25 protein-coding genes are annotated in these 26,857 nt (G+C 29.4%); 11 read left to right on the plus strand and 14 right to left on the minus strand.

What is annotated here, in order from left to right; genetic code table 11:
• Positions 1-85 precede the first annotated feature (85 nt).
• Positions 86-502 carry an RrF2 family transcriptional regulator gene (locus GCL60_RS13870; protein ID WP_153421277.1) on the minus strand — a complete coding sequence of 139 codons (417 nt, stop codon included), beginning with the start codon at positions 500-502 and terminating at the stop codon, positions 86-88.
• 238 nt (positions 503-740) lie between these two features.
• Here GCL60_RS13870 and GCL60_RS13875 point away from each other — a divergent pair, with 238 nt between their 5' ends.
• Genes GCL60_RS13875 through GCL60_RS13890 form a run of 4 tightly spaced genes read left to right on the plus strand, consistent with a single transcriptional unit; the run spans position 741 to position 5,401 of the window.
• Positions 741-1,340, plus strand: coding sequence for an O-methyltransferase (locus GCL60_RS13875; RefSeq protein WP_153421278.1), 600 nt, complete (start codon positions 741-743; stop codon positions 1,338-1,340).
• Positions 1,341-1,367: 27 nt separating this feature from the next.
• Complete coding sequence (locus tag GCL60_RS13880) at positions 1,368-2,645, plus strand: aminotransferase class V-fold PLP-dependent enzyme (RefSeq protein WP_153421279.1); 1,278 nt, start codon at positions 1,368-1,370, stop codon at positions 2,643-2,645.
• Positions 2,629-4,164, plus strand: coding sequence for an FAD/NAD(P)-binding protein (locus GCL60_RS13885; protein ID WP_153421280.1), 1,536 nt, complete (start codon positions 2,629-2,631; stop codon positions 4,162-4,164). The genes GCL60_RS13880 and GCL60_RS13885 overlap by 17 nt, the downstream gene beginning before the upstream one ends.
• On the plus strand, positions 4,136-5,401 hold the full coding sequence (locus GCL60_RS13890; protein ID WP_161998223.1) for an ATP-grasp domain-containing protein: 1,266 nt from the start codon (positions 4,136-4,138) through the stop codon (positions 5,399-5,401). The genes GCL60_RS13885 and GCL60_RS13890 overlap by 29 nt, the downstream gene beginning before the upstream one ends.
• Here GCL60_RS13890 and GCL60_RS13895 read toward each other — a convergent pair whose 3' ends face one another.
• The 3 genes from GCL60_RS13895 to GCL60_RS13905 form a co-directional block, all read right to left on the minus strand.
• Positions 5,402-7,018, minus strand: a complete 1,617-nt coding sequence (locus GCL60_RS13895; RefSeq protein WP_153421282.1) for an ABC transporter substrate-binding protein — start codon at positions 7,016-7,018, stop codon at positions 5,402-5,404.
• A gap of 332 nt (positions 7,019-7,350) precedes the next feature.
• Entirely contained in the window at positions 7,351-8,547 is a 1,197-nt protein-coding gene (locus tag GCL60_RS13900; protein WP_153421283.1) for an FAD-dependent oxidoreductase, read from the minus strand.
• 47 nt (positions 8,548-8,594) lie between these two features.
• On the minus strand, positions 8,595-9,524 hold the full coding sequence (locus GCL60_RS13905) for a 50S ribosomal protein L11 methyltransferase (RefSeq protein WP_161998224.1): 930 nt from the start codon (positions 9,522-9,524) through the stop codon (positions 8,595-8,597).
• 171 nt (positions 9,525-9,695) lie between these two features.
• Between GCL60_RS13905 and GCL60_RS13910 the strand changes: the two genes are divergently transcribed.
• Genes GCL60_RS13910 through GCL60_RS13920 form a run of 3 tightly spaced genes read left to right on the plus strand, consistent with a single transcriptional unit; the run spans position 9,696 to position 12,064 of the window.
• Complete coding sequence (locus tag GCL60_RS13910) at positions 9,696-10,706, plus strand: hypothetical protein (RefSeq protein WP_153421285.1); 1,011 nt, start codon at positions 9,696-9,698, stop codon at positions 10,704-10,706.
• 15 nt (positions 10,707-10,721) lie between these two features.
• The gene (locus GCL60_RS13915) at positions 10,722-10,973 is read left to right on the plus strand and encodes a hypothetical protein (protein ID WP_153421286.1); all 252 of its coding nucleotides are present in this window, start codon (positions 10,722-10,724) and stop codon (positions 10,971-10,973) included.
• 8 nt (positions 10,974-10,981) lie between these two features.
• On the plus strand, positions 10,982-12,064 hold the full coding sequence (locus tag GCL60_RS13920; protein ID WP_237639067.1) for a rhomboid family intramembrane serine protease: 1,083 nt from the start codon (positions 10,982-10,984) through the stop codon (positions 12,062-12,064).
• Positions 12,065-12,117: 53 nt separating this feature from the next.
• Here GCL60_RS13920 and GCL60_RS13925 read toward each other — a convergent pair whose 3' ends face one another.
• The 3 genes from GCL60_RS13925 to GCL60_RS13935 form a co-directional block, all read right to left on the minus strand.
• Positions 12,118-12,453, minus strand: a complete 336-nt coding sequence (locus GCL60_RS13925; RefSeq protein ID WP_153421288.1) for an HPF/RaiA family ribosome-associated protein — start codon at positions 12,451-12,453, stop codon at positions 12,118-12,120.
• Positions 12,454-12,520: 67 nt separating this feature from the next.
• Positions 12,521-13,513, minus strand: coding sequence for a universal stress protein (locus tag GCL60_RS13930; RefSeq protein ID WP_161998225.1), 993 nt, complete (start codon positions 13,511-13,513; stop codon positions 12,521-12,523).
• Between the two features lie 37 nt (positions 13,514-13,550).
• Positions 13,551-14,240 (minus strand): tetratricopeptide repeat protein, encoded by a 690-nt coding sequence (locus GCL60_RS13935; protein WP_153421290.1) that lies wholly within the window; start codon positions 14,238-14,240, stop codon positions 13,551-13,553.
• Between the two features lie 232 nt (positions 14,241-14,472).
• Here GCL60_RS13935 and rpsP point away from each other — a divergent pair, with 232 nt between their 5' ends.
• Together rpsP and rpsT are read left to right on the plus strand one after the other, a co-directional pair.
• Entirely contained in the window at positions 14,473-14,781 is a 309-nt protein-coding gene (rpsP, locus tag GCL60_RS13940) for a 30S ribosomal protein S16 (RefSeq protein ID WP_419964832.1), read from the plus strand.
• Between the two features lie 143 nt (positions 14,782-14,924).
• Positions 14,925-15,194: a 30S ribosomal protein S20 gene (rpsT, locus tag GCL60_RS13945; RefSeq protein ID WP_153421291.1), complete on the plus strand. Its 270-nt coding sequence runs from the start codon at positions 14,925-14,927 to the stop codon at positions 15,192-15,194.
• 120 nt (positions 15,195-15,314) lie between these two features.
• On the opposite strand, the gene GCL60_RS13950 is transcribed toward rpsT, so the two are convergent.
• Positions 15,315-16,259, minus strand: a complete 945-nt coding sequence (locus GCL60_RS13950; protein ID WP_153421292.1) for a substrate-binding domain-containing protein — start codon at positions 16,257-16,259, stop codon at positions 15,315-15,317.
• A gap of 227 nt (positions 16,260-16,486) precedes the next feature.
• Between GCL60_RS13950 and GCL60_RS13955 the strand changes: the two genes are divergently transcribed.
• Together GCL60_RS13955 and GCL60_RS13960 are read left to right on the plus strand one after the other, a co-directional pair.
• The gene (locus tag GCL60_RS13955; protein ID WP_153421293.1) at positions 16,487-16,852 is read left to right on the plus strand and encodes a group I truncated hemoglobin; all 366 of its coding nucleotides are present in this window, start codon (positions 16,487-16,489) and stop codon (positions 16,850-16,852) included.
• 27 nt (positions 16,853-16,879) lie between these two features.
• Entirely contained in the window at positions 16,880-17,869 is a 990-nt protein-coding gene (locus tag GCL60_RS13960) for an FAD-binding oxidoreductase (RefSeq protein WP_153421294.1), read from the plus strand.
• A 24-nt stretch (positions 17,870-17,893) separates the two neighbouring features.
• On the opposite strand, the gene GCL60_RS13965 is transcribed toward GCL60_RS13960, so the two are convergent.
• From GCL60_RS13965 to GCL60_RS13990, 6 genes are all read right to left on the minus strand, one after another.
• Complete coding sequence (locus tag GCL60_RS13965; RefSeq protein WP_153421295.1) at positions 17,894-18,586, minus strand: type 1 glutamine amidotransferase domain-containing protein; 693 nt, start codon at positions 18,584-18,586, stop codon at positions 17,894-17,896.
• A 161-nt stretch (positions 18,587-18,747) separates the two neighbouring features.
• Positions 18,748-19,335 carry a TetR/AcrR family transcriptional regulator gene (locus GCL60_RS13970; RefSeq protein ID WP_202614033.1) on the minus strand — a complete coding sequence of 196 codons (588 nt, stop codon included), beginning with the start codon at positions 19,333-19,335 and terminating at the stop codon, positions 18,748-18,750.
• A gap of 384 nt (positions 19,336-19,719) precedes the next feature.
• Positions 19,720-20,676 (minus strand): COG2958 family protein, encoded by a 957-nt coding sequence (locus GCL60_RS13975; protein WP_153421296.1) that lies wholly within the window; start codon positions 20,674-20,676, stop codon positions 19,720-19,722.
• A gap of 13 nt (positions 20,677-20,689) precedes the next feature.
• Entirely contained in the window at positions 20,690-24,070 is a 3,381-nt protein-coding gene (locus GCL60_RS13980; protein ID WP_153421297.1) for a DEAD/DEAH box helicase family protein, read from the minus strand.
• On the minus strand, positions 24,067-25,281 hold the full coding sequence (locus GCL60_RS13985; protein ID WP_153421298.1) for a restriction endonuclease subunit S: 1,215 nt from the start codon (positions 25,279-25,281) through the stop codon (positions 24,067-24,069). The genes GCL60_RS13980 and GCL60_RS13985 overlap by 4 nt, the downstream gene beginning before the upstream one ends.
• On the minus strand, positions 25,278-26,816 hold the full coding sequence (locus GCL60_RS13990; RefSeq protein WP_153421299.1) for a type I restriction-modification system subunit M: 1,539 nt from the start codon (positions 26,814-26,816) through the stop codon (positions 25,278-25,280). The genes GCL60_RS13985 and GCL60_RS13990 overlap by 4 nt, the downstream gene beginning before the upstream one ends.
• Positions 26,817-26,857 lie beyond the last annotated feature (41 nt).

Here is a 26,857-nt window from a genome sequence, read left to right on the forward strand (position 1 = left end):
AAGAACAATAACATATCATGCATAGGGACGAAAAGCATATTGTATCGTTTTCAATGAATAAATCACTAAAAAAACCACTAAATCTTTAAAGAAAGATATTTTTATTCACCGCAATATCAGCTAAGGTTTTGTTTTCTAAGACTTTAAAAAAAGCTTGCCTTGCTTCATATAAAATTCCCTTTAAAGAACAATATGGTGACAGCATACATGTATTTTTTTCAGGATTAAAACATTCTACCAACTCAAAATTGCTTTCCATTTCTTTGATTATTTTGCCCAAATTTATATCTTTAGGGGAATGAGCTAAACAAATACCACCGCCTTTTCCACGGATAGTTTTAATGACCCCTTTTTCACCCAATTTATGCACAACACGAGTTAAATGATTTTTGGAAATGTTAAATTTGTTAGAAATTTCATCTATTGTAGATAAATCATCCTTTTTTGTAGCTAAATAAATAAGCACTCTTAAAGAATAATCTGTATATAAGGTTAATTGCATAAAATGATTTTCCTATTTCATAAAAATACAGAATACGTTGATCTTATAATTTAGAAAATCAAAAAATTAAACTGAAAATCTTACATATTATAAAATAAATGATTTTAATCTTGACAAATCAACTATTTATTTTTAAATAAACAGAATAATTTTTTTCATTTTCCTGTGATTTCTTAAAGAAAACTTCGAATATAACGATAGTCTAAATGTAAATAAATATATTAAATGAGGTATATTCATGTTCGAATTTAATTTAGAAGATTTTAATTCAAGTAAAATAAATGAAGTAATTCATTTTATAAATAATAAAACAAAAGAGCTTGGTTTTGATATGGCTTCGAGGCCAGAAACAGGTGCATTATTAAGGGTACTTGCTGCCTCAAAACCGAATGGAAGATTTTTGGAAATTGGAACCGGAACAGGATTAGGAACCGCATGGTTATTAGAAGGTATGGATAAAAATTCTAAATTAATTAGTATTGAATGCGATAAAAATGTTCAATCAGTTGCAAAAGAAGCCTTTCTTAATGACGATAGACTTGAACTCATTTATGATAATGGTAGTGATTTTTTAAAAAACCAAATTCCTAATAGCTACGATATGATTTTTGCAGATGCTTATCCTGGTAAATATGAATTTTTAGATGAAACTTTGAACTTATTAAAACCAGGTGGAATTTATATTGTGGATGACATGCTTCCACAAGCAGATTGGCCTGAGGATCATTTTCCATTAGCAAAAGGCGTATTAGATAGTTTAAAAAATTTAAAAAACGTTGTCTCAGTTGGTTTAAATTGGTCAAGCGGATTAATTATTATTGTACCTAAAAGAAATTAATTAATAAAAAATAATAAGAGGTTTTTTATGAATTCTCTCAATAATAAAAAAATGAGCTTAAATGATCATGATGAAACTTGGAATATTTTTAGAAATAATTATATTTTGGATCAAAAAATAATTCATTTTACATTAGCAATTCATGTGCCACATAGTTTATCATTAAATAAAGAAATAGATTATTATAGAAAATTAATAGATACGAATCCAGATTTAATGAGAAGAGAAAGACATAAATACACCACAGAAACTCTCGAAGCTGCTGCTCGGTATTTAGGTACAGATAAAAGCTTAATTGCTTTAACAGATAGCTCTACTATGAGCTTATCACTTATTTTAAATGGATTTGAATTTCAAAATGGAACAGAAATATTAACTACTGATAGTGAACATTATTCATTAGAAAAGCTTTGTGAAAGTTCTGCTAAAAAATATAATTTAACTTTAAAAAAAATAGACATTTCAAACATATTACATAATATTTCTAAGAAACAAATAGTAAAAAGTATTGTTGATAATATTAATGATAAAACCTGTCTTATTGCTATTTCTTGGGTAAATTCAAAATATGGTATTAAATTTCCTTTAAAAGAAATATCAAAAGAATTAAAAAAAATAAATTTTTCTCGTGAAGAAAATAAAAAAATTCTTTTGTGTGTAGATGGTGTTCATGGTTTTGGTATTGAAAATTTAAATTCAATTCATGATCTGGGAGTCGACTTTTTTGCATCAGGATGCCATAAATGGTTATTTGGACCAAGAGGAACGGGATTATTATGGTGCAGTGAGAGGGGTTGGAAAAAATTAAATCCCATAATTCCTTCGTTTGAAAAAATTGCATGGGATCATTATTTAGAATGGGATAATAAAAAATATAATGAAGACGAATTAATCAAGTCGCGTATGTGTACACCGGGCGGTTTTAAAACTTTCGAATATTTTTGGGCACTAAAACATGCTTTTGAAACACATGAAAAAATTGGTAAAGAAAATATTCAAGAAAGAGTTCATTATTTTTCTCAAATTTGCAAAAACGAAATTAAAAAAATTCCCAATGCAATTTTATTAACACCTATTTCTTCTTCTCTATCGTCAGGTTTTGTTTGTTTTAATATAAAAGGGATAAACCCTTCAGAAATTGTTACTAAAATGGGTGAGCATAATATCATAATCGGACAATCACCATACAAAGACTCTTGTCTCAGAATAACTCCTAGTATTTATAATACAGAAGAAGAAGTTTTATTTGCTTGTAATAAATTATTTGAAATTGTTAATGAGTTAAATCATGAAGATAAAAAATGATTATGATATAGTTGTTATTGGTGGTGGAGCTCAAGGTACCGCTTTTTTATCTTCTATTTATCATTTCGTAATGAAGCATAACATTTCACATTTTATAAAAATAGGTGTAATTGATAAAAAAGAAAATATGGGATGTGGTCAAGTTTACAATAATGATTATCCTTGGATAATCATGAATACCCCCACCACAGATCTTTCCATTATGAAAAATGAACCATTTGATTTTTTTAAATGGGTCGAATCAAACAAAAATGAACTATCTTTATTAAATAATAATACAGAGTTTGTTCCAAGAAGTGTTTTTGGCCTTTATTTAAAAGAAAAATATTATTTTTTCCAAAAAGAATTGATAAAATATTCAATAATTGTAGAAGATATTTATGATCAAGCTAATGATATATTATATCAGAATAATGAGAATAATATAACAATATCTTTAACATCAGGAAATTCAATAAAAACGAGTTATGTATTATTTGCTACAGGTCCAAATTCACCACAAGATCATTACAATTTAAAAGAATATAAAAATTATATTCACAATCCATTTCCTGCAATTAAAAATTTAGCTAACATACCAAATAAATCAAATATTGCTATAATTGGATCTAATTTAACGGCAATAGATATTTCAATTACATTAAGTCATCTAGGGCATAGCGGTAAAATATTTATGACTTCAAGAAACGGAAAACTTCCTGAAGTTAAAGGAAAGTATTTAAAATCTTATACTCCAAAAAATGTTTTATATGAAAATTTTGAAAAATTATTTCATGATAAAGGAACAGAATTAAATTTAATTGATTTAACAAGATTAATTCGTAAAGAATTAAAGAATCATGGATTCAATTGGAGAGACTATTTTTTTGATAAAAAATCAAAACCAGAATGTACTATTGATTTTGAACAAAGAGTGGAAGAAGCAAGAAATGGCCCAACTCCATTCAATATTATTTTAGGAATGATTCCAGAAATTGCTAAAACATGGCGACTTGTATCAAGTGAACAAATTGAAATATTTATGTCAAATTTTTACAGAAATGTTCATCAAAAACATGGAGCTATTCCTTTAATAAATGCTGAAAAAATACTTTCACTTCTAAAAAATGAAAAGTTAATTCTGAAAGGAAATTTGAATCACATAAAATATAATAATAATAATTTTTATCTTAATTTTGAAAATTCAAATGAAAGTTTAATTTGTGATTATATTATAAATGCAACAGGTCCAAATCGATCAATATGTTCCAATGAATCAAAACCATTATTTTTAACTCCATGTGCTAATGGTTTTATTAAAGAAATTAAAATAGGTGGCACCATAATTGACACAAAAAGTGGTATGATATTGAGGAATGATGGAAAATTTGAAAACAGATTAAGAGCTATTGGTCATAATGCAGAAGGCTCTCATCCATTTATAAATAACTTTGCTTGGATTCTAGAATCTACAAGTGAAGTTGCATATTCACTTATTAATGAGGTTATTCATGGAAAAAAATACGGGGAATCAAGCTAATCCTATCTGTATTGTTGATGCCTATTCAACCGGTAAAAAATTAGCTCATGAATTTCTTAAATTTGAAAAAAAATGTGTTCATGTAAAAAGCTCACTTGCAAATGCAAACGATCACAAAAGAAACGAATTTTTAGATGAAATATTATTTGACGGTAATATCAAAAAATTAGAAATTGATCTCATAAAATATAATCCATCCCATATTATTGCAGGCTCAGAAATGGGTGTTGAACTTGCTGATAAATTGGTTGAGATTTTTAAATTAACAAATGCTTGTGACCCAAAGACTACATTATTAAGAAGAAATAAATATTTTATGCATGAAAGGCTTAAAGAATTATCCTTACCATGTGTTAAGCAATTTAAATCAGATAATGAAAATGAAATCATAAAATGGGCGGAAAATTTAAACTCTTGGCCAGTTGTTATAAAGCCATTAAATAGTGCTGCAAGTGATGGAGTAACAATTTGTGAAAATATATTAGATGTAAAAACAGCCTTTAACAGAATTTATAAACATGAGAATAAGTTAGGAATTAAAAATGAAGAAGTTCTTGCACAAGAGTTTTTAGATGGAACCCAATATTTTGTAAATACTGTTAGCTGGAATGGAAATCATTATATTTCAGAAATTTGGAAACAAAATAGAAGGCGCTTACATGGAAGAGCTTTTTTATTTGAAAGCATGTCACTTTGCCCAAGTAACGGAAATATAGAAAATGAATTAATAAAATATACAAAAGAGGTTTTAAACGCTTTAAATTTAACTCATGGTGCTGCTCATAATGAAATTATGTGGACAGATAAAGGACCTGTCCTAATTGAATTAAATGCAAGATTAATGGGCGCATCAATCGATGATTCTGCTTTTATTGAGGCTCTAGGCTATACACAGGCACAATTATTAGCCCTTGCTTACATTCATCCTCAAAAATTTATAAATAAATATGTAAATCAAAATTATAAAATATTTAAAAATCTTTCAGAAGTTTCTTTTCTTTTTCATAAAGATGGAATTCTTAAAGATTTTCCCAAAAAAGAAATTATAGAAAACATGGAGTCTTTTTATAGTTTTAATGGATTAAGTGAAATCGAATCTATAGTTAAAAAAACAGAAGATACAATTGGTTTACCCGGATTTGTTTATTTATTACATGAAAGTGAAAAAATAATTGCAAACAATTTAAGTAAAATTATGGAATGGCAAAGAAATAACGAAATTTTTACAATTGAATAATTATCTTAGTTTCATTTTCCAAACATAAAATAATACGCCATTATGCTGTTCACCTAATGATGAAATTCGTTCTGAATTATATGCAAAAGACATTTTTTGATTTAAAACGATTACAAAAATATTATTTTCCGTAAAATACTTACATAATCTTTTAGTATAAATATTAGATACCGTACCATTTTTAACAGATTCATTATACAAAGTATCAAATAAAGGATCATTTGGTGCTTCATTCATATAATAAGAATCTTTTTTAAAAAATGAAAAGTTTTTATTTGGATCATTTGAAGAAAATCCAAATCCTGTCCACCACATTACATTTTGATCATCTATTTTAAATTTTGGATAACTTAAATCTGTATCGTGGAATACCGTATGAATACCAACATCTTTTAATTGATTTATAATTTCTTGAATATAAGGCAATGAATTGATATTTTTAATATTTGCCCAATAGGTATGAACATGAAAAATTTTATTTTTCCAAAGTTCATGAGGAACTTGATCTAATAGCATTTTTGCTTTTTCAACATTTTGACTTTGAATTGGCATATCTGCACGGTACTCTCTCATTGAACTAAAAAGTGGGATCATTTGATCTTCAGGTGTAATCTCTTTATAATAAGCAGTATATGCAATTTTTTCTCGATCTAAAGCTAGAGAAATTGCTTCTCTAAATTTTTTATTAGCTCCTAATTTCGTTTTAAAATTAAATAAAAAACCTCCATTTGAATATATGCTTGGAAAAATAATTCTCCTATCCGTTCCTGATTTTCCTCTTCCAGAATCACCTAATAATATTTTTATATCTCCTTCATCTTTATTACTAAAAATAAATCGTATGTATTTAGGAATATTTTCCGATTTTTTAAATCTCTTTAAAACAAACTCATATTTTTCCCAGTTAACATAATCTACTTTATATTTACCAAATCCAATGGGATATCTTTTCCAATTTGTATAACTAGAATCAAACTCTTCAATAGGTACAATTGGAATACGTCCAATTGCTATTTTATCAAAGAAAAATTTATTTTTTCTTTTTAATTTAAAGACAATATTATAATTATCTACAACTTCAATCCCCTTTACTAACCCAGTCGGATAATTATATGAATTAATTTTTTTAAGTAAAATATTTTCATTTGATAGGTCTTCAATACCAATAATATCATCAATTATAGAAGCAACTACGATATTTTTATTTTTTTGAATAATACTTCTTATTAAAGAAAATTCAATATCGTAAGCAGTAACTTCACGGCCATTATGAAATAAAATATCGCTTTTTAATGTTGCGTGACATATATTACCTTCGCAATAGTAATTTTCTAAAAGTGTATTTTGTTTTAAATTGCCTTCAAATGAATTTTCATCTTTTAAAATTAAACAACCATGAACAGAGGCAGAAAACGTTTCAATGACATGCGAAACAGCTCTCGAAGTATCCCAAGGAACTTGTGGTATTTCAGATAAATTAATTGTTATTGTTTCATCTGATGGAAAAATGACTGAGTTTCTATTTAGACTTTTAACTTTATTAAATAATGCAAATATAACAATTGGAATTATGATTGCTAAAATCAATTTTTTTATTTCATTTTTTTTAAATTTCATATTTGAAATTCCAATACAACTAATAAAATAATAATAAATATTACTTTTAACTAATAAAATTTTTTTATTAAGTCTATACAATTAGTACTAATTTTTTAAATAAAATAAATTACTTCTTTTATGTATTGAATTCAAATATAACAATTTTTTTAAACAGATTTATTAAATAAAACTATTTAAAAACCTATATAAAAAAAATGAGTGTAAGCAATAACCTTGATGTCCCAATAATCCAAATTCATTATATTTTTTTAATAAATATTGTCAATATTTTAATTTATAAATTATATTTTAAATATATATGAATAAATTCAATATTAATAAAGTTATTTTTAATTATTTACAAACTTTGTAAAAAGCCTTCTTGGATGAAGTCTTGAATGAAGCTCAAGGCTCTTCTCATTTAAAATAAGCTCACATATAATAGATGCAGCCCATGATCCTGAAGATAATCCAGTAGCTAACCATCCTGTATTTCCAAGAATACGACCTAATTTTCCATATTCACCTAAAAGGGGAAGTTCATCACAAGGATAACAATCTACTAAAATTTTTTTTGAAATTAATTCTACAGATTTATTAATAAAAATATTATGATTTGGAATTAGATTTGCAATTAAGTTAAAAACAATTTCTCTATGATATTTTTCTATATTTTGAAAAACCTTATTATCCAATTCTTTTTTTGTTAGATCAAAACCTGCACCAGCACCTGGTAATAAAAAACGAGGGCCCGATAGTTTTATTTTTATTTTATCTTTTTGATTAAATACAGAAGCACAAATATGACCGTTTGACGCTCTTAAATTAATAGGTTTAAACTGAGAATTTTCAGGATTATCTAGCTCATACTCAAATAAAGAATCACTCATAGGAATTAATATGGATTGAAATTTAGGCATAATCTTAGCAATATTCAATGAACTTCCTAATACAACAATTTCGCTTTCAATAATGCTGTTATTTTTTAATTCTAAGATACATTTAGATTGCCTCTCTTCTAATTTTATAACATCATAAGGAATTAAAGTAACATTATTTTTAGCTAAAGATTTTATTATATTTTCTTGAAAAAGTTTGCTATTAAGACAAATCAAAGAACTTTTATCTTCTTTAAAAACACTTGCATTTTCAGTTTTTTTAAGACCAAAACCTAAATTAAAAGCATCAACTAATTCTTCTACCTCAAAATCTTTAGCTCCAATGCGAAAACAATCAGCTTCAAGCCAATTATTTTGATCTTCAATTAAAGGCAGTAATGTTTCTTTAAAGTAATTTAGTCCTTTTATACAAAATTCATGGAGGTATAAGGCAACCTCATGACCATGAGCAACTTCTGCGCGTGTAGGTGGATCATTTAAAGAAGGCCAGCAAGTATTTAAAGTTTGTAAAAAGGACTCCATTGGAGAGGTATTTTCGGAATAAACAACAGCTACATTCATTCCTTTTTGTTTTAATAATAAAGCACTAAAGCAAGAAAATGCTCCAGCACCAACTATAATAACATCAAAAAACTGATTATTAGTCATTTTTTTTCCTAAATTCGATTTTAAATAAAGGAACTTAAAAAATTATTTTATAGTTTCTCATATACTAAGGAACACCAATCTCCCATTATTTTACTTAAAACAAAGCGAACATTTTTATTTTGCATAAATTCTTTAAATTCATCTATTTCTATGGATAAAATACCTGATAAAATAATAATACCATTCTTTTTTGCATGATCACATATAGAAGGTACCACAGATTTTAAAGGTTTACTCTCAATATTGGCAAGAATCATTCCAAAATTTTTATCTTCAATTTGTTCTATTGGGATATTGATAAATTTAATTTGAGGAGTCCCATTTACTTCAGCATTTTCATAAGCAATTCGCATACAATCTGGATCGAGGTCATTCCCAAGAACATGGACTGCTCCTAGTTTTTTTGCGGCAATAGCTAAAATTCCGCTCCCTGTCCCTACATCTAATACACTTTCTGGCATTTTATAATTAAGCATGACTTCAAGACAAAGACGAGTTGTTTCGTGTTGACCTGTGCCAAAAGCCATTCCAGGATTAATCACAATTTTATGCAATTGATTAAACTCATTTATATTTTCCCAAGGAGGCAAAATAGCGATCTGATCTGTAATTAAGATTGGTTTAAAAGAAGCTTTCCAACTTTCTTTCCAGTTTTGATCAGCAATTTCTCTTATAATAAAGGTTTTTTCATTATATTTAAAGTTTATCGCTTTAAAAACATGTTCCAATGAACTTTTTACGGACTCTAAGTATTCTTTATCTTCGCTATATATAATTGCAGGAATGTCATTTGCAAGTTCAGAATAAAAATCGGGCTTAGGCATTTGAGGGTTATATTCTGCAGGAATGTCGCAATCTAGAGAACCTAGAACAAAATCGTGTATCCCTAATTCACCAAGAATAGAAGCAAGAAGATCTTTGTTTTCTTCTGCAATAAAAATTCCAAGCTCATAACAGATTACTTTATTTTCAGTCATAAAGGACTCCCTTTCCATAGCATTTCATATAACAAATTCATAAACTTATAAGTCTCATTCGTACTATGTCATATTTTAATATATTTATGATATAGCTAAATAAGAAGACGATTTTATTTCATCTTCTTTTGTAACCTAATCAGCCTTATCCTTTTTTTATGGAGAAAAAAAGTGTTTTCCGGTAATCTTATTGAAAATACAAAACATTCTGAAAGTAAATTTGAAAGAGTGATAATCGGAGCTGGTGCCTTAGGACTTTTTTTAGCAGATCGTATTTTACTAGAATATAGAAACTCTAAATTACATATTATTTCAAATTCTATTTATAATTTACCTATCTATATTGAAAAAGAAAATCAAAAATCTCATTTACAAATATTTCCAAAGTTTTTTTTAACTCATAATTTAGATAACATTTATCCAAATTTTACTGAAAATAATATTGTAATTTATATCTGTATACCTCCACAATCCATAAATTTAATTTTTGAATATATTAGAAAAATCTTAATTCAATGTATTTCCGTTGAAAATGTTTATTTAGTTTTTTTAAACAATGGAATTATTCACATTGATCATTTAAATAAATTAAAAAAAATCTTAAATAAAAATTTAAAATTATTTATGCTAAGAGCAATTGTTCTTGGTGGTTTTAAAAGAAATATATTAGAAGACAAAATTGAAATTAAAAACACTTCAGGAAGAGAAGTATATTATGGATTTTATAATAACCAAATACAAAATAATTTAAATGAAATTTTACCTTCATACTATTTTCATTGGAATTACACTGATAAAATTTTTATAATTGAAAAGTCAAAATTTCTCATTAATTTTATATTAGGTTTGTATATAGGAAAAAGACTTTTAAATAATTTGGAAATTTATAATATTGTACCTAAAGATTATTTAAAATTAATATTCAAAAATTATTGTAAATTGTTTTCACAAAATTTAATTTCTCCTCGTTTTTTGGAACGGTACTTTAATAAAACGATCAAAATTAGTTCTTTAAATATAAATAGTTTATCGTATGCATGGTATCAAGGCAACACTAAACCGATTGAGTATTTTGTTGCAAACATGAAAGAAATGGCTTATTCATCAAATAATATGGAGGTTCAAGAATTTTTTGCAAATTTAATAAACCAACAATTTAAAGCTCGGAAAGAAACTTATTAATTCGAAAGATATTATATGCCAAGTAGAATAATTGAATCCATTTTCTCAAGAAAAAATGCTTTTGGAACTACATTATTTATATTAATTAATATCCTATTTTATTTTTATCTTTGTTTTCAATCAGGATTTTCCTTACAGAAATTAATTCAAGGCCCAGGATACGATACTTTAGTTCTTTTTGGGGCTAAAGAAAATGGTCTTATTTCTTTAGGACAAATTCATCGTTTTTTTTTCCCATCTTCATGCAGGCAAATTTACTCCACCTAGTCGTAAATATGTTTGGACTTTGGTCCGTTGGAAGAATATTTGAATACCTCGCAGGTTTTAAAAATTTTATTTTACTTTATCTTATTGCAGGTATATCTGGAAATATATGTAGTTTTGCTTTAATACCTATGCTTTCTGTAGGAGCTTCAGGAAGTTTATTTGGAATTCTTTTCTGTCTATATGTCATTCAAAAATACGAAGAAAAAATTGCAAGCCAATTAAAATGCAACAAAACAAATATGCAACTTGGAAAAATTATTCTTTTTAATGTTGTTTTAAATGTAGGATTTGGTTTATTTAATAATTCTATTTTTGATTGGGCTGCTCATTTAGGTGGTTCAGTTGCTGGAATTTTATTTGGTTTTGCTTTAACAACAAGGCATAAATGGAATTTAAAAATAATTTTATCCGAAAAAACTTCTCTTCAATTAAAAAAGAAATTTTTAGACAATTATCAAATATATTATTTTGCTATTATCATTATTAATATTCTATTTTTAATGTCTTATTTTAAAGTAAAAAAATATCAACAATTTTATGGATTAGCAATAGAAAAAGCAGCTCAAAATCAAACTCTTTTTTTAAAAAACTCTGAGTTAAATCAGTATAAATCAATTTTAGTTGATCAAAATAAAGAAACAAATCCAAATACCATTCTTAATAATGCATTAATTTTACACAAGAATAATTTTTATTTACCAGCATACAAATTATATGAAGTATTGCTTGAAATGAATTCAAACAATTTTGGATCAAAGGAGTTTACTTCAAATAAAACAAAAGAACTTATACAAAACTCTATGGCATTAGCAAAAGAAAATAAACCACTTAAAGAAGATATTATTATAAATAACGACGAAAATTTAAACTTCATTTCTATTGAGCACGAACAAATGTGTTCTAAACCAGCTCAACTGTTTATGACGCTAGGGTATTTTGAAATTTCAGGTAAACTGTTTGAATGCGCCTTCACTTTAAATATAAATGAAAATAATTATGCTATTCAATCATTAGAATCTTTTTACTTAGCAAGTAATTATAATGGAATAAATGAAATGTTAAATATTGTGAATTCTACGCAAAAAAAATAAACTACTCTTCAAAAAAGAAAAGTAGTTTTATAAATTTATATTTACTTTATTTTTTAATCATTTACATTTACAGGAATGGCATGAACCAATTTACTACCCTTATGATTTTGCTTTTTCTCATGGCTCTTTTTCATTTGTTCCAATGCTTTTTTAGCACATTGATGAATACTATTATACATGTCAGAGGATTTCACTGTTACGTTACCATTAAATGTTCCATCAGACCAAATAAGATGGGAAATTTGTTCTTCTCTTTGTATAGATAATGTCCATTTGGTAGTTATATTATTTAGAGCAATTGCATGAAGTTTATCTTTTGTTTCTGCTTCACAGGCTTCTTTTAAAGCAGCAGTTAATTCGAATCCATGGGCAGCGACTTGTATTGACATAAACACTCCTTTATCCAATGAGGTCTAAAGGAACCATAGCTGAATTTTTTATTTTATGCTACTCTTTTTAGGAGTTTTGGCTGGATATTTTTTGTGCAATTAATAGTGGAATAGTGCAAGCTTCTTCAATTGCTGAAATTTTACTTCCTAGAAAAAATCTTTTTAAAGCACTTCCGCCACTTGCTCCTATGACAAGCAAATTATTATGATCACGTTTTTTAATATAATTTAAAATCTCATCTCCTACTCTTCCAATATCTATATGAGTATTGATTTTTTTTAAATTATATTCATTTTTTATTTTTTCTTGTATTTTATTTATTTCTTGAAGCCTTTGATTTCTTATTTCATCAATAGTTTCTTTTTGAACTTGAGAAGGTACATAATCAATTGGAAAAATATGAGAAACATTTAAATCAAAATGTAAATTTAATGTGTCTATAATATGTAAAATAGATAAATCACCACTTGATTTTGAAGCAAATTCAGAAGCATAGCTTTCTGCCAATTTACTATCTTCTGTTAGAGAAGTTGCAACAATAATTCCATTTGGTATCCAGTTAATCCATTTATCTGAGTCTGGAATTAATAAAGTTGAAATATGACTTTCTTCACATATTTCAATTGCTGGCGATCCAAATAAAATTCTTTCCCAAAAATTATATTGCTGTCGGACAACAATAACTAAATCATAGGAATAACTTTTTTCTTCAATAGTATCCATTGTAGCTGTAACTTCATTATCTAGTTTAATTTCATAAATAATATTTTCTGGCAAATTAAGATTAAATTCTTTTATTATATTTTTAAAATGATCTATTGTTTCTAATTTTTTTTGCTCTAAAAATTTTACATATTCTTCTGTGTGCGGAAAATCAGGTTGTGGTTGAATTACATTTTCATCAAAATAATTGTTTGGAATATGTGAATAATATTCTCCACAGCTTAGTATTGTGAGTTCTGAGTCAAAAAGATGTGCTAACCGTAAAGAAGCTATCTCGGCATTTCTAGAGATTTGCGATAGATCTGTAACACAAAGAATTTTTTTTATCATTTGCATAATACAATCTCCTGTTGAGATTTTATCCATTATCTTATCATAACTCTAGTTTATTTGCTTCTTTTACTCTACCCGTTGATAGAAGTATCTTTGCAAGCATATTTTTTGCGGCTACATCATTCTTGTTTTTACTAATTAAATAACGAACTGCGACCTCCGAAAAAGCGGTCTCTTTTAATTCAAAAAAAACTTTAGATATCAGAATGATAAGTTCAGGGCTATTTGGCTTCCTCGCTAAAGCAGGAAGCAGTAATGAGTAAGCTTTTTCAATATCTTTTTTATTTATCAAAGATTCAATTACTTCAACTAACATCTTACCCGATTGATATTGATAGCTTTTTTGAAAAGAAGATCGAATCCTCTGTTCTAAAAAACTTTCATTTAATGGTTTTGGAACATAGTCCACATAACGCCCTGATTTTAATAAATTAATATTAAAATTTTCCTTAATTTCACACAGCCCTAAACAAGGTGGGGGCACCTTAAATCTCTTACAGGAATTTATAAATTGAATGGGGAAAAAATGATACTGTTCAAAGACAGTAACATCCTCTATTACAAAATGAGTTTGAAATTTTTTATCTATAATATTATCAATAGCTTCACTGACTGTTTTGCATGCTAATATTTTTTTTGCTCCACATCGCCTTAAAGCGCCTTCAATAATAGGGGCTATGTCAGGGTCTTTTGTTATATAAAGGGCTCGCAAAAGAAAATCGGATTGCACAGTTATTTCCTCAATTTATTGCAATCATAACAAAACCTTATTTGCTATCCAAACTTATTTCGACTTTCTTCTGAAAAAAGAGCATTGTCCTTATTTTCTTGACATTTCTTGTAGAAGATTTTATCAGAGGCAATTGCTGTGCGAAAAATTAGCTCAGCTTTTTACTAGCAATGCACCCTGTGCGAGGTTTCTTTGTAAGCAATAGTGCTTACAACACGCAACTCTGCAGCAAGTGCCCAATAAATGGCTTAGCCCATTAAGGAGTTCTCATATGGCTTTAAAATTTAGACTTCAACGCTTTGGCTGCAAAGGTCGTCCTTTTTACCACGTTGTTGTTACAGACTCTCGTAATGCGCGCAACGGCCGTTTTATTGAGCGCGTAGGTCACTATAATCCAATGACTGAGCTTTCTGTAGTAGAATTCAAAACTGACAGAATGGCTCACTGGTACGGAGTAGGCTGCCGCCCAACAGATACCGTAGCAACTCTTCTTAAAATTAAGAAAGTTGACTTAAGCGCTCTTGCAAAGAGCCAAGGATAATTTCTTTTCTTTTTTATTGTCTATTTAAGTATCCATAGCTCTTAAATAGGTTTCTTTAAGTGTTAAATTGGTTCATGCAAGTATATGCAGTAACACTTATTTTATTTTAGCAGCATATACTTATCTTATTATGGAGCTTTTCAATGGCTAATCATGTTTCTTCTGAAAAACGCGCACGTCAAACTGAAGTACGTCGCCTACGCAACCGTGCTAATATGAGCACAATGAAAACATCAGTAAAAAAAGTACTTGATGCTGTTCAAAAGAAAGACTTTTCTCAAATTGACGCTCTTTTAAGAGACGCTCAATCTGCAATTGCAAAAACACGCCAAAAAGGCACAATCCACAAAAACAATATGGCACGCCGTATTAGTAGATTGAATGCTTTTGTAAATAAAGCACGTAAAGCTTAGTAATTATTTTACTTGTTTTGTTAAAAAAATCCCCTCTTTGTGAAAAATTTTTCAAAGAGGGGATTTTTAATTTTGATAACTGCAAATGAACTTAATATAAAGTAACAAAATAAACAATAATTATTTAGAAATAACTCCTGTTTTTGTTTTTAAAATATTTGGCAAATCGGATTGTTTTAAGTTTTTATTTATGGCGCCAACCGCTAATTCAATACTTGTAATTGCTTGAAGCACAGAAAATTGATCTACCGTTGCAAACAACTCTCTAGAATCTAAATAACGTCGAACACTTGGAATATTATCATAACCAACTACTTCTACTTTTCCTTTTAAATTAAGCTTTTCTATTGCCTTAATGGCACCAATTGCCATATTATCATTACCGCATAATAGTGCTTTTAAAGTAGGATATTTTTTTAAAAGATCATTTGCAGCAATAAAAGCTTTATCCTCTTCCCATTCACCAGAAACCACAGCTTCAACTTTTACGTTTGCATCTTTCATTGCAGCACGAAATCCATCACTACGTGATTTTGCATTTACAGACGAAGCGAGTCCTTCAATAATAGCTACAGAATCACCAGACTTTAACTTTTTATGCGCTAATTCCGTTGCAACTTCTTTTGCGCCATTAAAGTTACTTGGGCCAACAAAAGGAATGCTTATATTTTTATTAATTAATGCTCTATCATCTATTTTATTATCAATATTAATAACAATAATATTTTGATTCATTGCTTTAATTAAAGAAGGAATTATTTTAAAAGAATCTACAGGAGCTATAAGGATAGCATCAACTTTTTGTTTTATAAAATCTTCAACAAACTGAATTTGAGAATCGGAATCGGTTTCGTTTTGAATTCCTTTGAAAATAATTTCCATATCATCGCTATGGCTATTTTGATATTCTTCAACTCCTTTTCCCATTTCTTTAAAAAATTCATTCTTTATTGATTTGACTATAATAGCAACTTTAGGCTTTGATTTAGCAAAACAATTTAATGAGAAAATAAATAAAGTTATAACAAAAATTAATTTTAATTTTGTTTTAATATTAATCCACATTTAATAAATGCCTCCAAATTTCAAAATTTCAAAATAAAATTAAAACTTAAATAAATAATTATAATTTACATAGATGATTCTAACATGAATAAACTTAATGCATAAAATAAAAGTGTTTTTTTGAATAAAATGAAATGGGTGTCAATTTTTTTAACTTGTCCATTGACGAACTACTCTATAACATGTATTTAAAATACATGTTATAGAGTAGTTCGAAAGGAGCTCAAATGAATAGCATTTATCAAGAGATTGGCGGCGAAGCCGCTGTTGATGCCGCAGTCGCGATTTTTTATAAAAAAATATTAAAAGACAAAAGAATTAATAATTTTTTTAAAGATATAGATATGAAACAGCAAATTGCAAAACAAAAAAGTTTTTTAACTATGCTATTTGGGGGCCCAAGCGAATATACTGGAAAAGACCTTAGAGCCGGACATTCTCATTTAGTAAAAAGAGGATTAAACTCAGATCACTTTGAAGCTGTGATTGAGCATCTAACAAGTACACTAGAAGATTTAAAAGTACCAAATAAAATAATAGAACAAATTATTACAACAGCCTCCTCTGCTAAAAATGACGTTTTAGGAATATAATCATAAAATAATATTGTGAGCATAAAAATGATTACAGTAGAATATAATAATAAAAAATATTTGGTAAATAATAATGATAGCGTTTTAAAAACTTTATTAAAAAATGAGAGTTTCATTCCTTATTCTTGCCAAAACGGAATTTGCCAAAGCTGCATTATGAAAGTGGTAGAAGGAAATATACCAAAAGAAAGTCAAAAAGGATTATCCGAAAATCAAATAGAAGAAAATAATTTCTTACCTTGTATTTGTAAACCAAAAGAAAATATAAAAATTGATTCCACTTCAAGTCATTCTAAAATTTACGACGCCGAAATAAAAAATATTATAAAAAAAACAGAAGATATTATAATATTAACGATTACATGCGCTGACCCTTTAAATTATAAACCAGGACAATTTATTAATCTAATTAACGATAAAAATATATCAAGAAGTTATTCTTTAGCAAGCCATCCAGAAGTATCCACTGATTTAGAACTTCATATCAAATTATGTTCTCATGGTATTATGACAAATTGGATTTTTAATGAATTAAAAATAACAGATAAACTTAAAATAGCTGGACCAAATGGCTATTGTTATTATACCCAAAAATGCAAACAAAAACCTTTATTACTTATTAGTGTGGGAACAGGACTATCTCCTATTTTAGGTATTTTAAAAGAAGCTCTTTTTCAAAAACACGAAAACGAAATTCATTTGATTCATGGTTCATATCGTTCTTCGGGGTTATATTTATTTGAAGAAATAAAAGATATTCAAAAGAAAAATAATCATTTAACTTTTTATCCATGCGCAATTGAAATTGACGATCATAATCAAGAAGTACAAAAAGAATCCATCCAAACTCTAATTGAAAATAAATTTCCCGATTTATCAAATTGGGAAATTTTTATTTGTGGAAGTGAAGAATTTGTTAAAAAAATGGAACAACAATGTTTTTTACAAGATGCGGAATTAGATTCAATTCATTCCGATGCCTTTGTAGAAAATAAAAAAAGAGATTCAGATTTTTAATCTCAATCTCTTTAAAGGAACAAATTAAACTTTTGCAAGTTGCTCAATTAGTGTCTTAGCAATAAATGGAGATGTCGCAGGATTTTGTCCTGTAATTAAGTAACCATCTACAACTACTTTTGGAACCCAATTCTTTTCAGAACGTTGGTAATTTGCACCTTTTTCTTTTAATGCAGTCTCTAATTGGAATAATAAATGTCTAGATAAGCTGAGTTCATCATCTTCAGAGTTTGAAAACCCTGTAACATTCATTCCCTTAACAAGAGGCTCACCATTTGGTTTTTTAACATCACGAAGAATAGCAGGAGCATGACAAATTAACGCAACATGTTTATTTGTGTAAATAAGATCTTGAATCATTTGCAATGCAAAAGAGTCATTTGCTAAGTCCCATAGTTGTCCGTATCCACCTGGGAAAAACGCAGCATCAAAAGAGCGGTAATTGATATTACGTAACACAGATGTGTTTGATAAATCACGCATTGCTGCAGGATCTTTTAGAAACTTGTGAGTGTTTTCTGTCATAAACATCTCATCATAACTAAACGGATCGATAGGCGCAGATCCACCTTTTGGTGATGCAAGAACAACTTCATGACCAGCTTGCTTAAATAGATAATAAGGTGTTGCCACTTCATCAAACCAGTTACCTGTTTTTTTACCGCTTAAGCCCATATCTTCGTGTGAAGTTAAAACCATTAAAATTCTCTTAGACATAACATTCTCCTAATTCATCTTTTTGATGAAAAATAATTAAAATAAAAAAGTGAACACAAAAAACTGAAACACATGAAGTGATCCCATAATTATGGCTTGGAATCACTCTTACCCTAAAACTACCAACTAGTTGGATTGTTTAGATTCTAAAAAAAACCACATTAAACTGAAACAATAGACTTAAAAGCCGTTTGAGCAACATCCCTTAAGGTGTCATCGGAACCAACGCCTCTCCCTACAACCATTGCCCCTTCCAGGGATGAAAGAAGATAAAGAGCTTCTTTGGATGGATTTAAATTTAATTTAAACTCCTTTGACTTGACCCCAAATTCTATAATTTTTGCTAACCAATTTTGATTTAATTCGAAAAATTGACCAACAGCAATCACAATTTCTTGAGGCAAAATATCAGACTCAGCACCGAGCATTCCACAAACACACAACCTGCGATTTGTATCATACGTTTTACTAAAAAGTTTGATATAACCATTTAGTTTGTCAACAGCTGAAAGGTTTTTTAAATCTATTTCTTCCAACAAGTTTTTAAATCGAAAACTGTAACGCTCAACAACCATCGAAACCAAACCTGATTTAGTTTGAAAATGATGGTGAATACTTGGCTTTTTTAACCCTACTTGACGAGAAATATCGTCGTAAGAAAAACCGTTGTATCCGTTTTGCTGTATCAACTGTTCTGCGGCATCTAAGATGCGGTGCGCTACAGGTGATAACTCGTCAAGCCTTTTCATCAATCCATTCTCCAACTTTGTTAGGAAGTCTTCAGTCTACCGACTAAATGGTTTGTACGCCTCTTTTAAAAAGAAGTCAAATAAATTTTAACTTAAAAAAATATATTTTTTTAAAATTATGATTTTATTTGGAAATTTTAGTTTAGGAAGATGAAAGAGTAGACGAAATTCGATCTTGCGGTGAATAGGATCTCGATTCACCGCAAAAGATGCGGTGAATCGAGATTGGCGAAAATTTCAATAGATGATTAATTCATACTTTTATTTTTGATGATGCTTTAATTTAATAATGCGTTCCTTCTTTGAAAAATTGGATCAATTCAAACGCTTTTTTATTAAAATATATATTTTTTGGATTCAAAATAATTAATATATTTAAACTACTCAATGATCCCAATCTTTTCTTCTCACTTCTCCAGTTTGATATGCTTGCTTAATTAATTTTATATATTCTAAAAAATCACTATTTTCGTCGGCTATTCTATTAGCACTACTCCAATCAACATCGGGTCGTTCTTTTGCAGGAATTAAAATTTGGCTTTCCGAGGGCATTTCTGTATCAAGCTTAATCACTCCAATCCCATGCAAACTAGATAACATTCGCAATTCTAATAGGGTTTTTTCTTCTATTTCTGACGCAACTAAATAACTAAAATTAGCCCACCCAGAATTGCTTACAGTTTGAAAAAAAGATTCACGAACATTTGATCGGTTCAAAAGAATTTTAACTTCAAAAGACCACAATTTTGTTTCTTTATCCGAATAAACTTTGACACAGTCCTTAACTTCACGAAGCCAGCCTTGTGTTAAGTCTTGCATGCCAACAACATCGGGGTAAAGCCACTTGTTCCCATTTGGTCCTCGAGAATTTTTTGAACATTTTTCATTAATTCTTTTGCTATATATCTCTAGTTCTGACCACAAATATTCAGATAAAATAGGGTAAAGATCTTTTTCACTTAATTGATTTTCATTTTGAGTTTCTTCACTTTTAAATGAATTTTCTTCTGCTTTTATAATTTCAACAGCATCGCTTTGTTCCGTATAGTAATATTTTTTTGGCCGACCTTCGGTTGTCTTAATTTGAGGATGCTGATTTTGTAAGCGTGGCCGTTTAGCTGCAATCTCGGCCGCAATTTGATTAATAAGATCCTTATCATCATTTAAAGGAATAGCTTGAGCTGTAGATCTTTTTTGTTTTTTTTTGCATTCAATAGGATAATTATTAAAAATCCAATTTGCAATTTCATTTGCAGTATATTTATTGTCTGAGTGCTGTTTTAAAAAGTCATAAGTTTTTTGAGCAATTTTGAGCCCAGAATATGCTTCTTCCAGAGTCATAGTCTTTTCCTATTTAAGCGACTTTCGCATTTTTATGAATTATGGATAAAATATCACAAATATGATCTATTTCTTTTATATTAAAAATTCCCTCAGGTCCTTTATTGCTAAGATCTGTAAATGGTGATTCATAAAGTAATTTAGGATCCATGTTACCTTTAGCAGTTAAGTAATTGATAATTAAATTTATAAAATCAACTTGACTGCTTCTTAATGTTTTTCCATTTAAAAATTCCGAAAAAGCGTTTTTAGCTGCTTCTTTATCTAATCCTACAAGGCTTCGAATAAATACACCAAGGCCATCCGATTGTTGTGAAATAAGATGAATAGACTCTTCGTTCCCAATATTATTTTCAATAAATATTTTTTCAACTTCTAAAAGATCTTGTTTTGTTAAAGGAACATTCATTTTAATTTTATGAATTGATATATGATTTAAATGTTTTTTTAAAAATAATTGTGCTTTTATTTTAAAGTTTTCTAAATTTCCCTCAGCAGAAAAGTTACTATTTTCCCCTGAAATTGGAATAGGAACAATTGTGCCTTCATCAATTATGTCCTCAAAATTGGTATAAACAATTCTTCTTTGAGATTTTTCAATAAAGACAACTAAATTTCTAAGATTTTTTCGTGTATTTTCAAGTATAGGAATGTTGATATCTTGCCACCATTCTTCATTTTGAATGTCTATTATAAGATCCATATGTTTAGCTACGCTAGGTATATTCGATTTTTCTTGAAGCAAATTACAAATTGAAATTAATTTTTCAGAATACTTTTGATAGTCTAATTGGTCGTTTAATATAGATATTTGCATTTGGTACATTAAAATATCAAATCTTTTTAATTCTTGAGGCTCTGCTTCTAATTCACATGGTAGGCCAGCAACTTCGTTAGACAGGGCTTCATAATCATCTTCAGTTAATTCTTTCCAAGAATCAAAATTAGCAAATTTTTCAACACTTTTTCTATAGTGCCTGACTACAAAATTCTCTACATTTATTGCTGCTATTTCTTTGTGTAGTTCCTTTTTTGTGTCATTAATAATTCCAATGTAATTGGCATCATTATTTAAACTTTGAATATATTCAAGCCTTGTAGTAAATAAACGATGTGAAATAGATTTTTGAACAGAAGGTTCTTTTAGTTCTGGATTTTGTCCAAAAAATTCTAAGTTTTGACAATAATCAAAAATATAAAAATTTTCTTTGTCTTTGCCTGGAGCAAATAAATCAGGGCATAAACGAGTACCGCGACCTATCATTTGCCAAAACTTGGTTTTTGATCTGACCATTTTAAAAAAGACAAGATTCACAACTTCTGGAACATCTATCCCTGTATCAAGCATATCTACAGAAATGGCTATGTGTGGATCTTTCTCTTTTATTGAAAAGTCTTCCAAAATATTTTGTGCATAGGCTGTACTATGGGTAATAATTTTGGCAAATGAACCTTTATAATGAGGATAATTTGCATCAAAACGCTCCGCAATAAAATTTGCGTGTGCTTGGTTTTTTGCAAATATAATAGTTTTTCCAATTCGATCGCCACCATTTACACAAATACCTCGCGTCATTAAATATTCTAAAACTTTATCTACGGTATTCACGTTAAAGAGCCAGTTATTGAGAGCACTAGCATCAATGGTTTGAGGTCTTATTTCATCTGCTCCTTCACTCCATTCTATTTCATCCCATTGCTGTTTTTCTTGATCTGAAAGTTCATTGTATTTAATTCCTTCTCGTAAAAACCATGTAGGAACAGAAGTAGGAATAGGAGGAACTAAATATTTTTCTTCTATGGCAATTGATAATTCATAAGCATCTGTTGGAACATTTTCTTGGAGATCAAAAAGATCGTAAGTGTTTCTATCTATTTCACTTCTTGGAGTAGCAGTAAGCCCCACAAGCAACGAATCAAAGTAACTAAAAATATGTTTGTATTTTTGATATACGGAACGGTGTGCTTCATCTACAATAATTAAATCAAAATAACCTGGGGTAAAAATTCTTTTTTCTTCATTTGTTTCGTTAATTAATCCCATCATAGTCTGATAAGTTGAAACACACACACGCCCTTGTCCTGCATGGTCTTCAATTAAATTAACAGGCGAAGAATTTGGCAGAAATTTTTTAAACGCATTTAAAGCTTGTTTTACAAGCGAAACTCTATCCGCTAAAAACAAAACTCGTTTTACCCAATTACTTTGCATAAGAACATCGCACAGAGCAATAACAGTTCTCGTTTTACCTGTTCCTGTGGCCATAACAACCAAAGCTTTGCGATTTTTTTCTTTTTCAAAAGATTCGCATATTTTTTTTATGGCACGGTATTGATAATAACGGCCTGCAATTTCATCATTTATTTCTGCATCAACTATAGATTTTTTTGTGTTACGTCTCTGGATTAAGAGTTGCAGTTCTTGTTTTGTATAAAAACCCTGAACTTTTCTTGGAGGATAATTTAAATCATCCCACAAATAATGATCGTAGCCATTTGTGTAAAAAATAACGGGACGCACACCATGTTCTTTTTCTAAGCAATCGGCATACAGTTTTGCTTGTTCTTTCCCTATTTGTGGATCTTTTTTAGTACGTTTAGCTTCGACAACGCCAAGTGGTTTGCCATCATCCCCCCACAAAACATAGTCAACATACCCAACGCCTGAATTGCTTGGCATGCCTGTTACTTTATATTCTCGATCTTTTTCATTACCTAAAGACCAACCTGCTTCTTTTAATAAGAGATCAATAAAATAATCTCGCGTTTGCTCTTCGGAGTAATCATGGGTATCTATTCTTGCCGAATTTAGCTTTTTAATTTCTGCAATCTCTGCTCTTAATTTTTCAATTTCAGAATCTAAATTTGTTTTATCATTTATTAATTTGGAATTTTTTTCTTTTTGTTCTTGATATTCGGTTTCGTATTTTTTTAATTGTTCAATGGTCTTTTTTGGAACAAGAATTGTTTGGGGGACTAAAGAATCATCAAAGATTAATGACTCGGGTAGTTTTTGATATTTATTATATCCCCGCGCTAACCAATAACATATGTGAAATAATTCTTTTACCGTTGACATCGCGTCTCTGGTTGTTACTTCTCTATTGCTGTGAACAGCATTGTTACCTAGTTTTGTAATGATCCGCATTTTTTGAAATAATGCTTCGCCAACAAGGTCTTTAAATGTTTTTTCATGAATAAGGGAACTTAAATTATCTTGGTAAGGCATGCTTAATGAATTATCGAACTTATATAACCAAGAAACAGCAAGCTCAAGACAACGTCTTGTATAAAAACAAGACGTTCGTGGATCATGATGTATCGAATTTTCTGCTTTATTTGCTGCTTCGTATAGGAACTCCCAATCTGCTTGAAGAAAAGAAAAGTTGCTCATAATTGGCTCTCTGGTTGTTTGTTTTGGTTTTTTGCATGGTTTTTTAAAATACTTTCTAAGGAATCATTTTTGCTAAGTTCGCCTTTAAAGGCGCGGTCTTGGAGGGAGGAGAATAAGTTATTAAGTTGTTCAAAAAATAATTGATAAATTTTAATCTGTTTTGAAATAACAACAATACGGTTAATGTATTTTTTTTGAAGATTGGGACAAGGGATTGGAATATTTATAGACCCAAGTCCTTGTGTATTAATATTATACTGTCCTGCAGAAGTTTTGCTTTTAGATAATAATTGTCGTCGACCTTCTTGACTTAAAAGAAAATCGCGTAAATAAATAGAATTAACTTCATTCCTTAATCTTAATCTAATAAGATATGATGCATAAATAAATATATTATCATCGTACCCAGATTCAATTACTCGACAAGTTTCAAAAACAGCGCATCTGCCAACATAATTTTGATTACCATTTGTTCTTACAATTAATAAATCACCCTCTTGTAATTTTAATCTATGAAATTCTGAATCATCAACTAAAACATTTTTAATTTCTTCAAAATTTAATTCACCCTGAAAAACATTTGGAATTCTTAATGTTGGATAACCCTTTTCACCCGATTTATTTGATGTTCCGTATCTGAATTCATGAACTAATTGCTCCAGGGGCTTAATTACCCATCCCTTCGAATTTGTCACAGGATCACCAAACATATCCAAAAAAATAGATTTTTTAAGTTCATTCAGATGCTCAATAGCTTGGCGGCGTTTTGTGCGAAGTTCGTCAGCGCGATCAAGAATGTCTGCAATTCTTTTTTGTTCTGGGAGGGGGGGGAGATCTATTTTATATTTTCCAAGCGATTGAAGAGTAATTTGTGGCTGCGCTGCACCGGTAATTATATATTTAAAACCTTTATGCTTTAAAAAATGAGCCAGATAATCTTGATTAACTTTTAAAGTATCAAGATTATCAAGTGCCATTGCATTTCCAGTGACGTATGATTTTGATTCACACACGTTGATAGTTCCACATGTAGCACCTCTACATGTAATTAATATTGTGGGTTCTTCATGATTGTAACGATCAAAATATCCAATAACTCCATTTGCACCATAAACAGGATATCCGATTTCAGTTAACTGTTCTTGTGTGATTGTTGGCCACTGTTTTGGTCTGCAAATCTCAGTTAAAAAAACTTGTTCCCACGCTTTCATCCCAACATCCCTTCTAACTCTTTCATCCCTCGCTGAATTTCGGTTTCTAATTTCGCAAGGTCTGCAAGAATTTCTAAAGGAGCACGATGTTCTACTTCCTCATGCACAACTTCTTTGTAGCGGTTCAAACTTAAATCGTAGTCTTGAGCGACAATATCTTTTTTAGGAACACAAAAACTTTGTTCGGTACGTTTGCGTTTTCGTTCTTCTGTATTTCTTTTTTCGAAACGAGAAAGGACATCGGGTAAATTATTTTTATTTAATTCATCACTATTTAATTTAACTTGTATTGTAGCACCAAGTTTATCTTCACTTAATAAAGGGGTACGTTTGTCATCTAAACTCCAACCGTCCGCTTTAACATCATAAAACCAAACCGAGTCAGTTCCACCAGAATTTGTTTTTGTAAAAAATAAAATTGCGGTTGAAACACCAGCATAAGGTTTAAAAACACCGCCAGGTAAAGAAACAACAGCATCGAGTTTTTGTTCTTCCACAATCATTTTTCGTAACTCTTTATGTGCTTTACTGGAGCCAAATAAAACTCCATCGGGAACAATGACAGCAGCACGTCCGCCTGGTTTTAAAAGCTGTAAAATAAGGGCAAGAAATAACAATTCGGTTTTTTTGGTTTTCACCACTTGTTGTAAATTTTTAGCAACATTTTCATTATCAAGAGAACCAGCAAAGGGTGGATTTGCAAGAAGTAACGTGTATTTTTCCTCTTCATCGGAATGATCTTGTGACAGAGAATCACGATACAAAACATCGGGATTTTCCACACCGTGCAAAAGCATATTCATACTACCAATACGTAACATCGTGCTATCAAAATCAAAACCATGAAAAGCTTTGTGATGAAAGTGATCTTTTAGTTTTGCATCTCGGAGTATTTCAGGGTGTTTTTCGCGTAAATATTCACTGGCTGCCACTAAAAAACCGCATGTGCCACTAGCAGGATCGCAAATCACATCTTTGGGATTTGGTTTCATCATTTCAACCATCAAACGAATGATGTGTCTTGGAGTACGAAATTGTCCATTTTGACCTGCTGTCGCAATTTTACCGAGCATATATTCATACAAATCGCCTTTGGTATCTCTATCTTCCATAGGAACTTGATCGAGTAAATCAACAACTTTTGCAAGCAATGCAGGTGTTGGTATCGTAAAACGAGCGTCCTTCATATGACCTGAATACGTAGAACCATCGCCACCCAAATTTCGAAGAAAAGGAAACACATGTTCGCTAATCACCGTAAACATTTCTGCGGGGGATTGGTTTTTAAAACGCGACCAACGCAAATCTTGGTAGTTTCGTCCTTTTTGATCTTTTCCATTGGGGAAAATTTGTTTTTCCATGGATTTTTTTAAGCGGGTCGCTTTGTTTTCTTCTAGAGTTTGAAGATCATCAAGGCGTCGTATGAAGAGTAAATATGTAATTTGTTCAAGAACCTCTAGTGGGTTTGAAATTCCACCAGTCCAAAAGGAGTCCCAGATTTTGTCGATTTGATTTCTTAATTCACCTGTAAGCATCTTCTATCCTAACTACAATCGTAGGTGTTATGTATATGACT

It is taken from the genome of Silvanigrella paludirubra, assembly GCF_009208775.1.
Lineage (GTDB): Bacteria > Bdellovibrionota_B > Oligoflexia > Silvanigrellales > Silvanigrellaceae > Silvanigrella > Silvanigrella paludirubra.

Coding starts and splice junctions, on each gene's coding strand:
- GCL60_RS13870 (WP_153421277.1), bottom strand. CDS start 502: ATGCAATTAACCTTATATACAGATTATTCTTTAAGAGTGCTTATTTAT.
- GCL60_RS13875 (WP_153421278.1), top strand. CDS start 741: ATGTTCGAATTTAATTTAGAAGATTTTAATTCAAGTAAAATAAATGAA.
- GCL60_RS13880 (WP_153421279.1), top strand. CDS start 1,368: ATGAATTCTCTCAATAATAAAAAAATGAGCTTAAATGATCATGATGAA.
- GCL60_RS13885 (WP_153421280.1), top strand. CDS start 2,629: ATGAAGATAAAAAATGATTATGATATAGTTGTTATTGGTGGTGGAGCT.
- GCL60_RS13890 (WP_161998223.1), top strand. CDS start 4,136: ATGGAAAAAAATACGGGGAATCAAGCTAATCCTATCTGTATTGTTGAT.
- GCL60_RS13895 (WP_153421282.1), bottom strand. CDS start 7,018: ATGAAATTTAAAAAAAATGAAATAAAAAAATTGATTTTAGCAATCATA.
- GCL60_RS13900 (WP_153421283.1), bottom strand. CDS start 8,547: ATGACTAATAATCAGTTTTTTGATGTTATTATAGTTGGTGCTGGAGCA.
- GCL60_RS13905 (WP_161998224.1), bottom strand. CDS start 9,524: ATGACTGAAAATAAAGTAATCTGTTATGAGCTTGGAATTTTTATTGCA.
- GCL60_RS13915 (WP_153421286.1), top strand. CDS start 10,722: ATGCCAAGTAGAATAATTGAATCCATTTTCTCAAGAAAAAATGCTTTT.
- GCL60_RS13920 (WP_237639067.1), top strand. CDS start 10,982: ATGTTTGGACTTTGGTCCGTTGGAAGAATATTTGAATACCTCGCAGGT.
- GCL60_RS13925 (WP_153421288.1), bottom strand. CDS start 12,453: ATGTCAATACAAGTCGCTGCCCATGGATTCGAATTAACTGCTGCTTTA.
- GCL60_RS13930 (WP_161998225.1), bottom strand. CDS start 13,513: ATGCAAATGATAAAAAAAATTCTTTGTGTTACAGATCTATCGCAAATC.
- rpsT (WP_153421291.1), top strand. CDS start 14,925: ATGGCTAATCATGTTTCTTCTGAAAAACGCGCACGTCAAACTGAAGTA.
- GCL60_RS13950 (WP_153421292.1), bottom strand. CDS start 16,259: ATGTGGATTAATATTAAAACAAAATTAAAATTAATTTTTGTTATAACT.
- GCL60_RS13955 (WP_153421293.1), top strand. CDS start 16,487: ATGAATAGCATTTATCAAGAGATTGGCGGCGAAGCCGCTGTTGATGCC.
- GCL60_RS13960 (WP_153421294.1), top strand. CDS start 16,880: ATGATTACAGTAGAATATAATAATAAAAAATATTTGGTAAATAATAAT.
- GCL60_RS13965 (WP_153421295.1), bottom strand. CDS start 18,586: ATGTCTAAGAGAATTTTAATGGTTTTAACTTCACACGAAGATATGGGC.
- GCL60_RS13970 (WP_202614033.1), bottom strand. CDS start 19,335: ATGAAAAGGCTTGACGAGTTATCACCTGTAGCGCACCGCATCTTAGAT.
- GCL60_RS13975 (WP_153421296.1), bottom strand. CDS start 20,676: ATGACTCTGGAAGAAGCATATTCTGGGCTCAAAATTGCTCAAAAAACT.
- GCL60_RS13980 (WP_153421297.1), bottom strand. CDS start 24,070: ATGAGCAACTTTTCTTTTCTTCAAGCAGATTGGGAGTTCCTATACGAA.
- GCL60_RS13985 (WP_153421298.1), bottom strand. CDS start 25,281: ATGAAAGCGTGGGAACAAGTTTTTTTAACTGAGATTTGCAGACCAAAA.
- GCL60_RS13990 (WP_153421299.1), bottom strand. CDS start 26,816: ATGCTTACAGGTGAATTAAGAAATCAAATCGACAAAATCTGGGACTCC.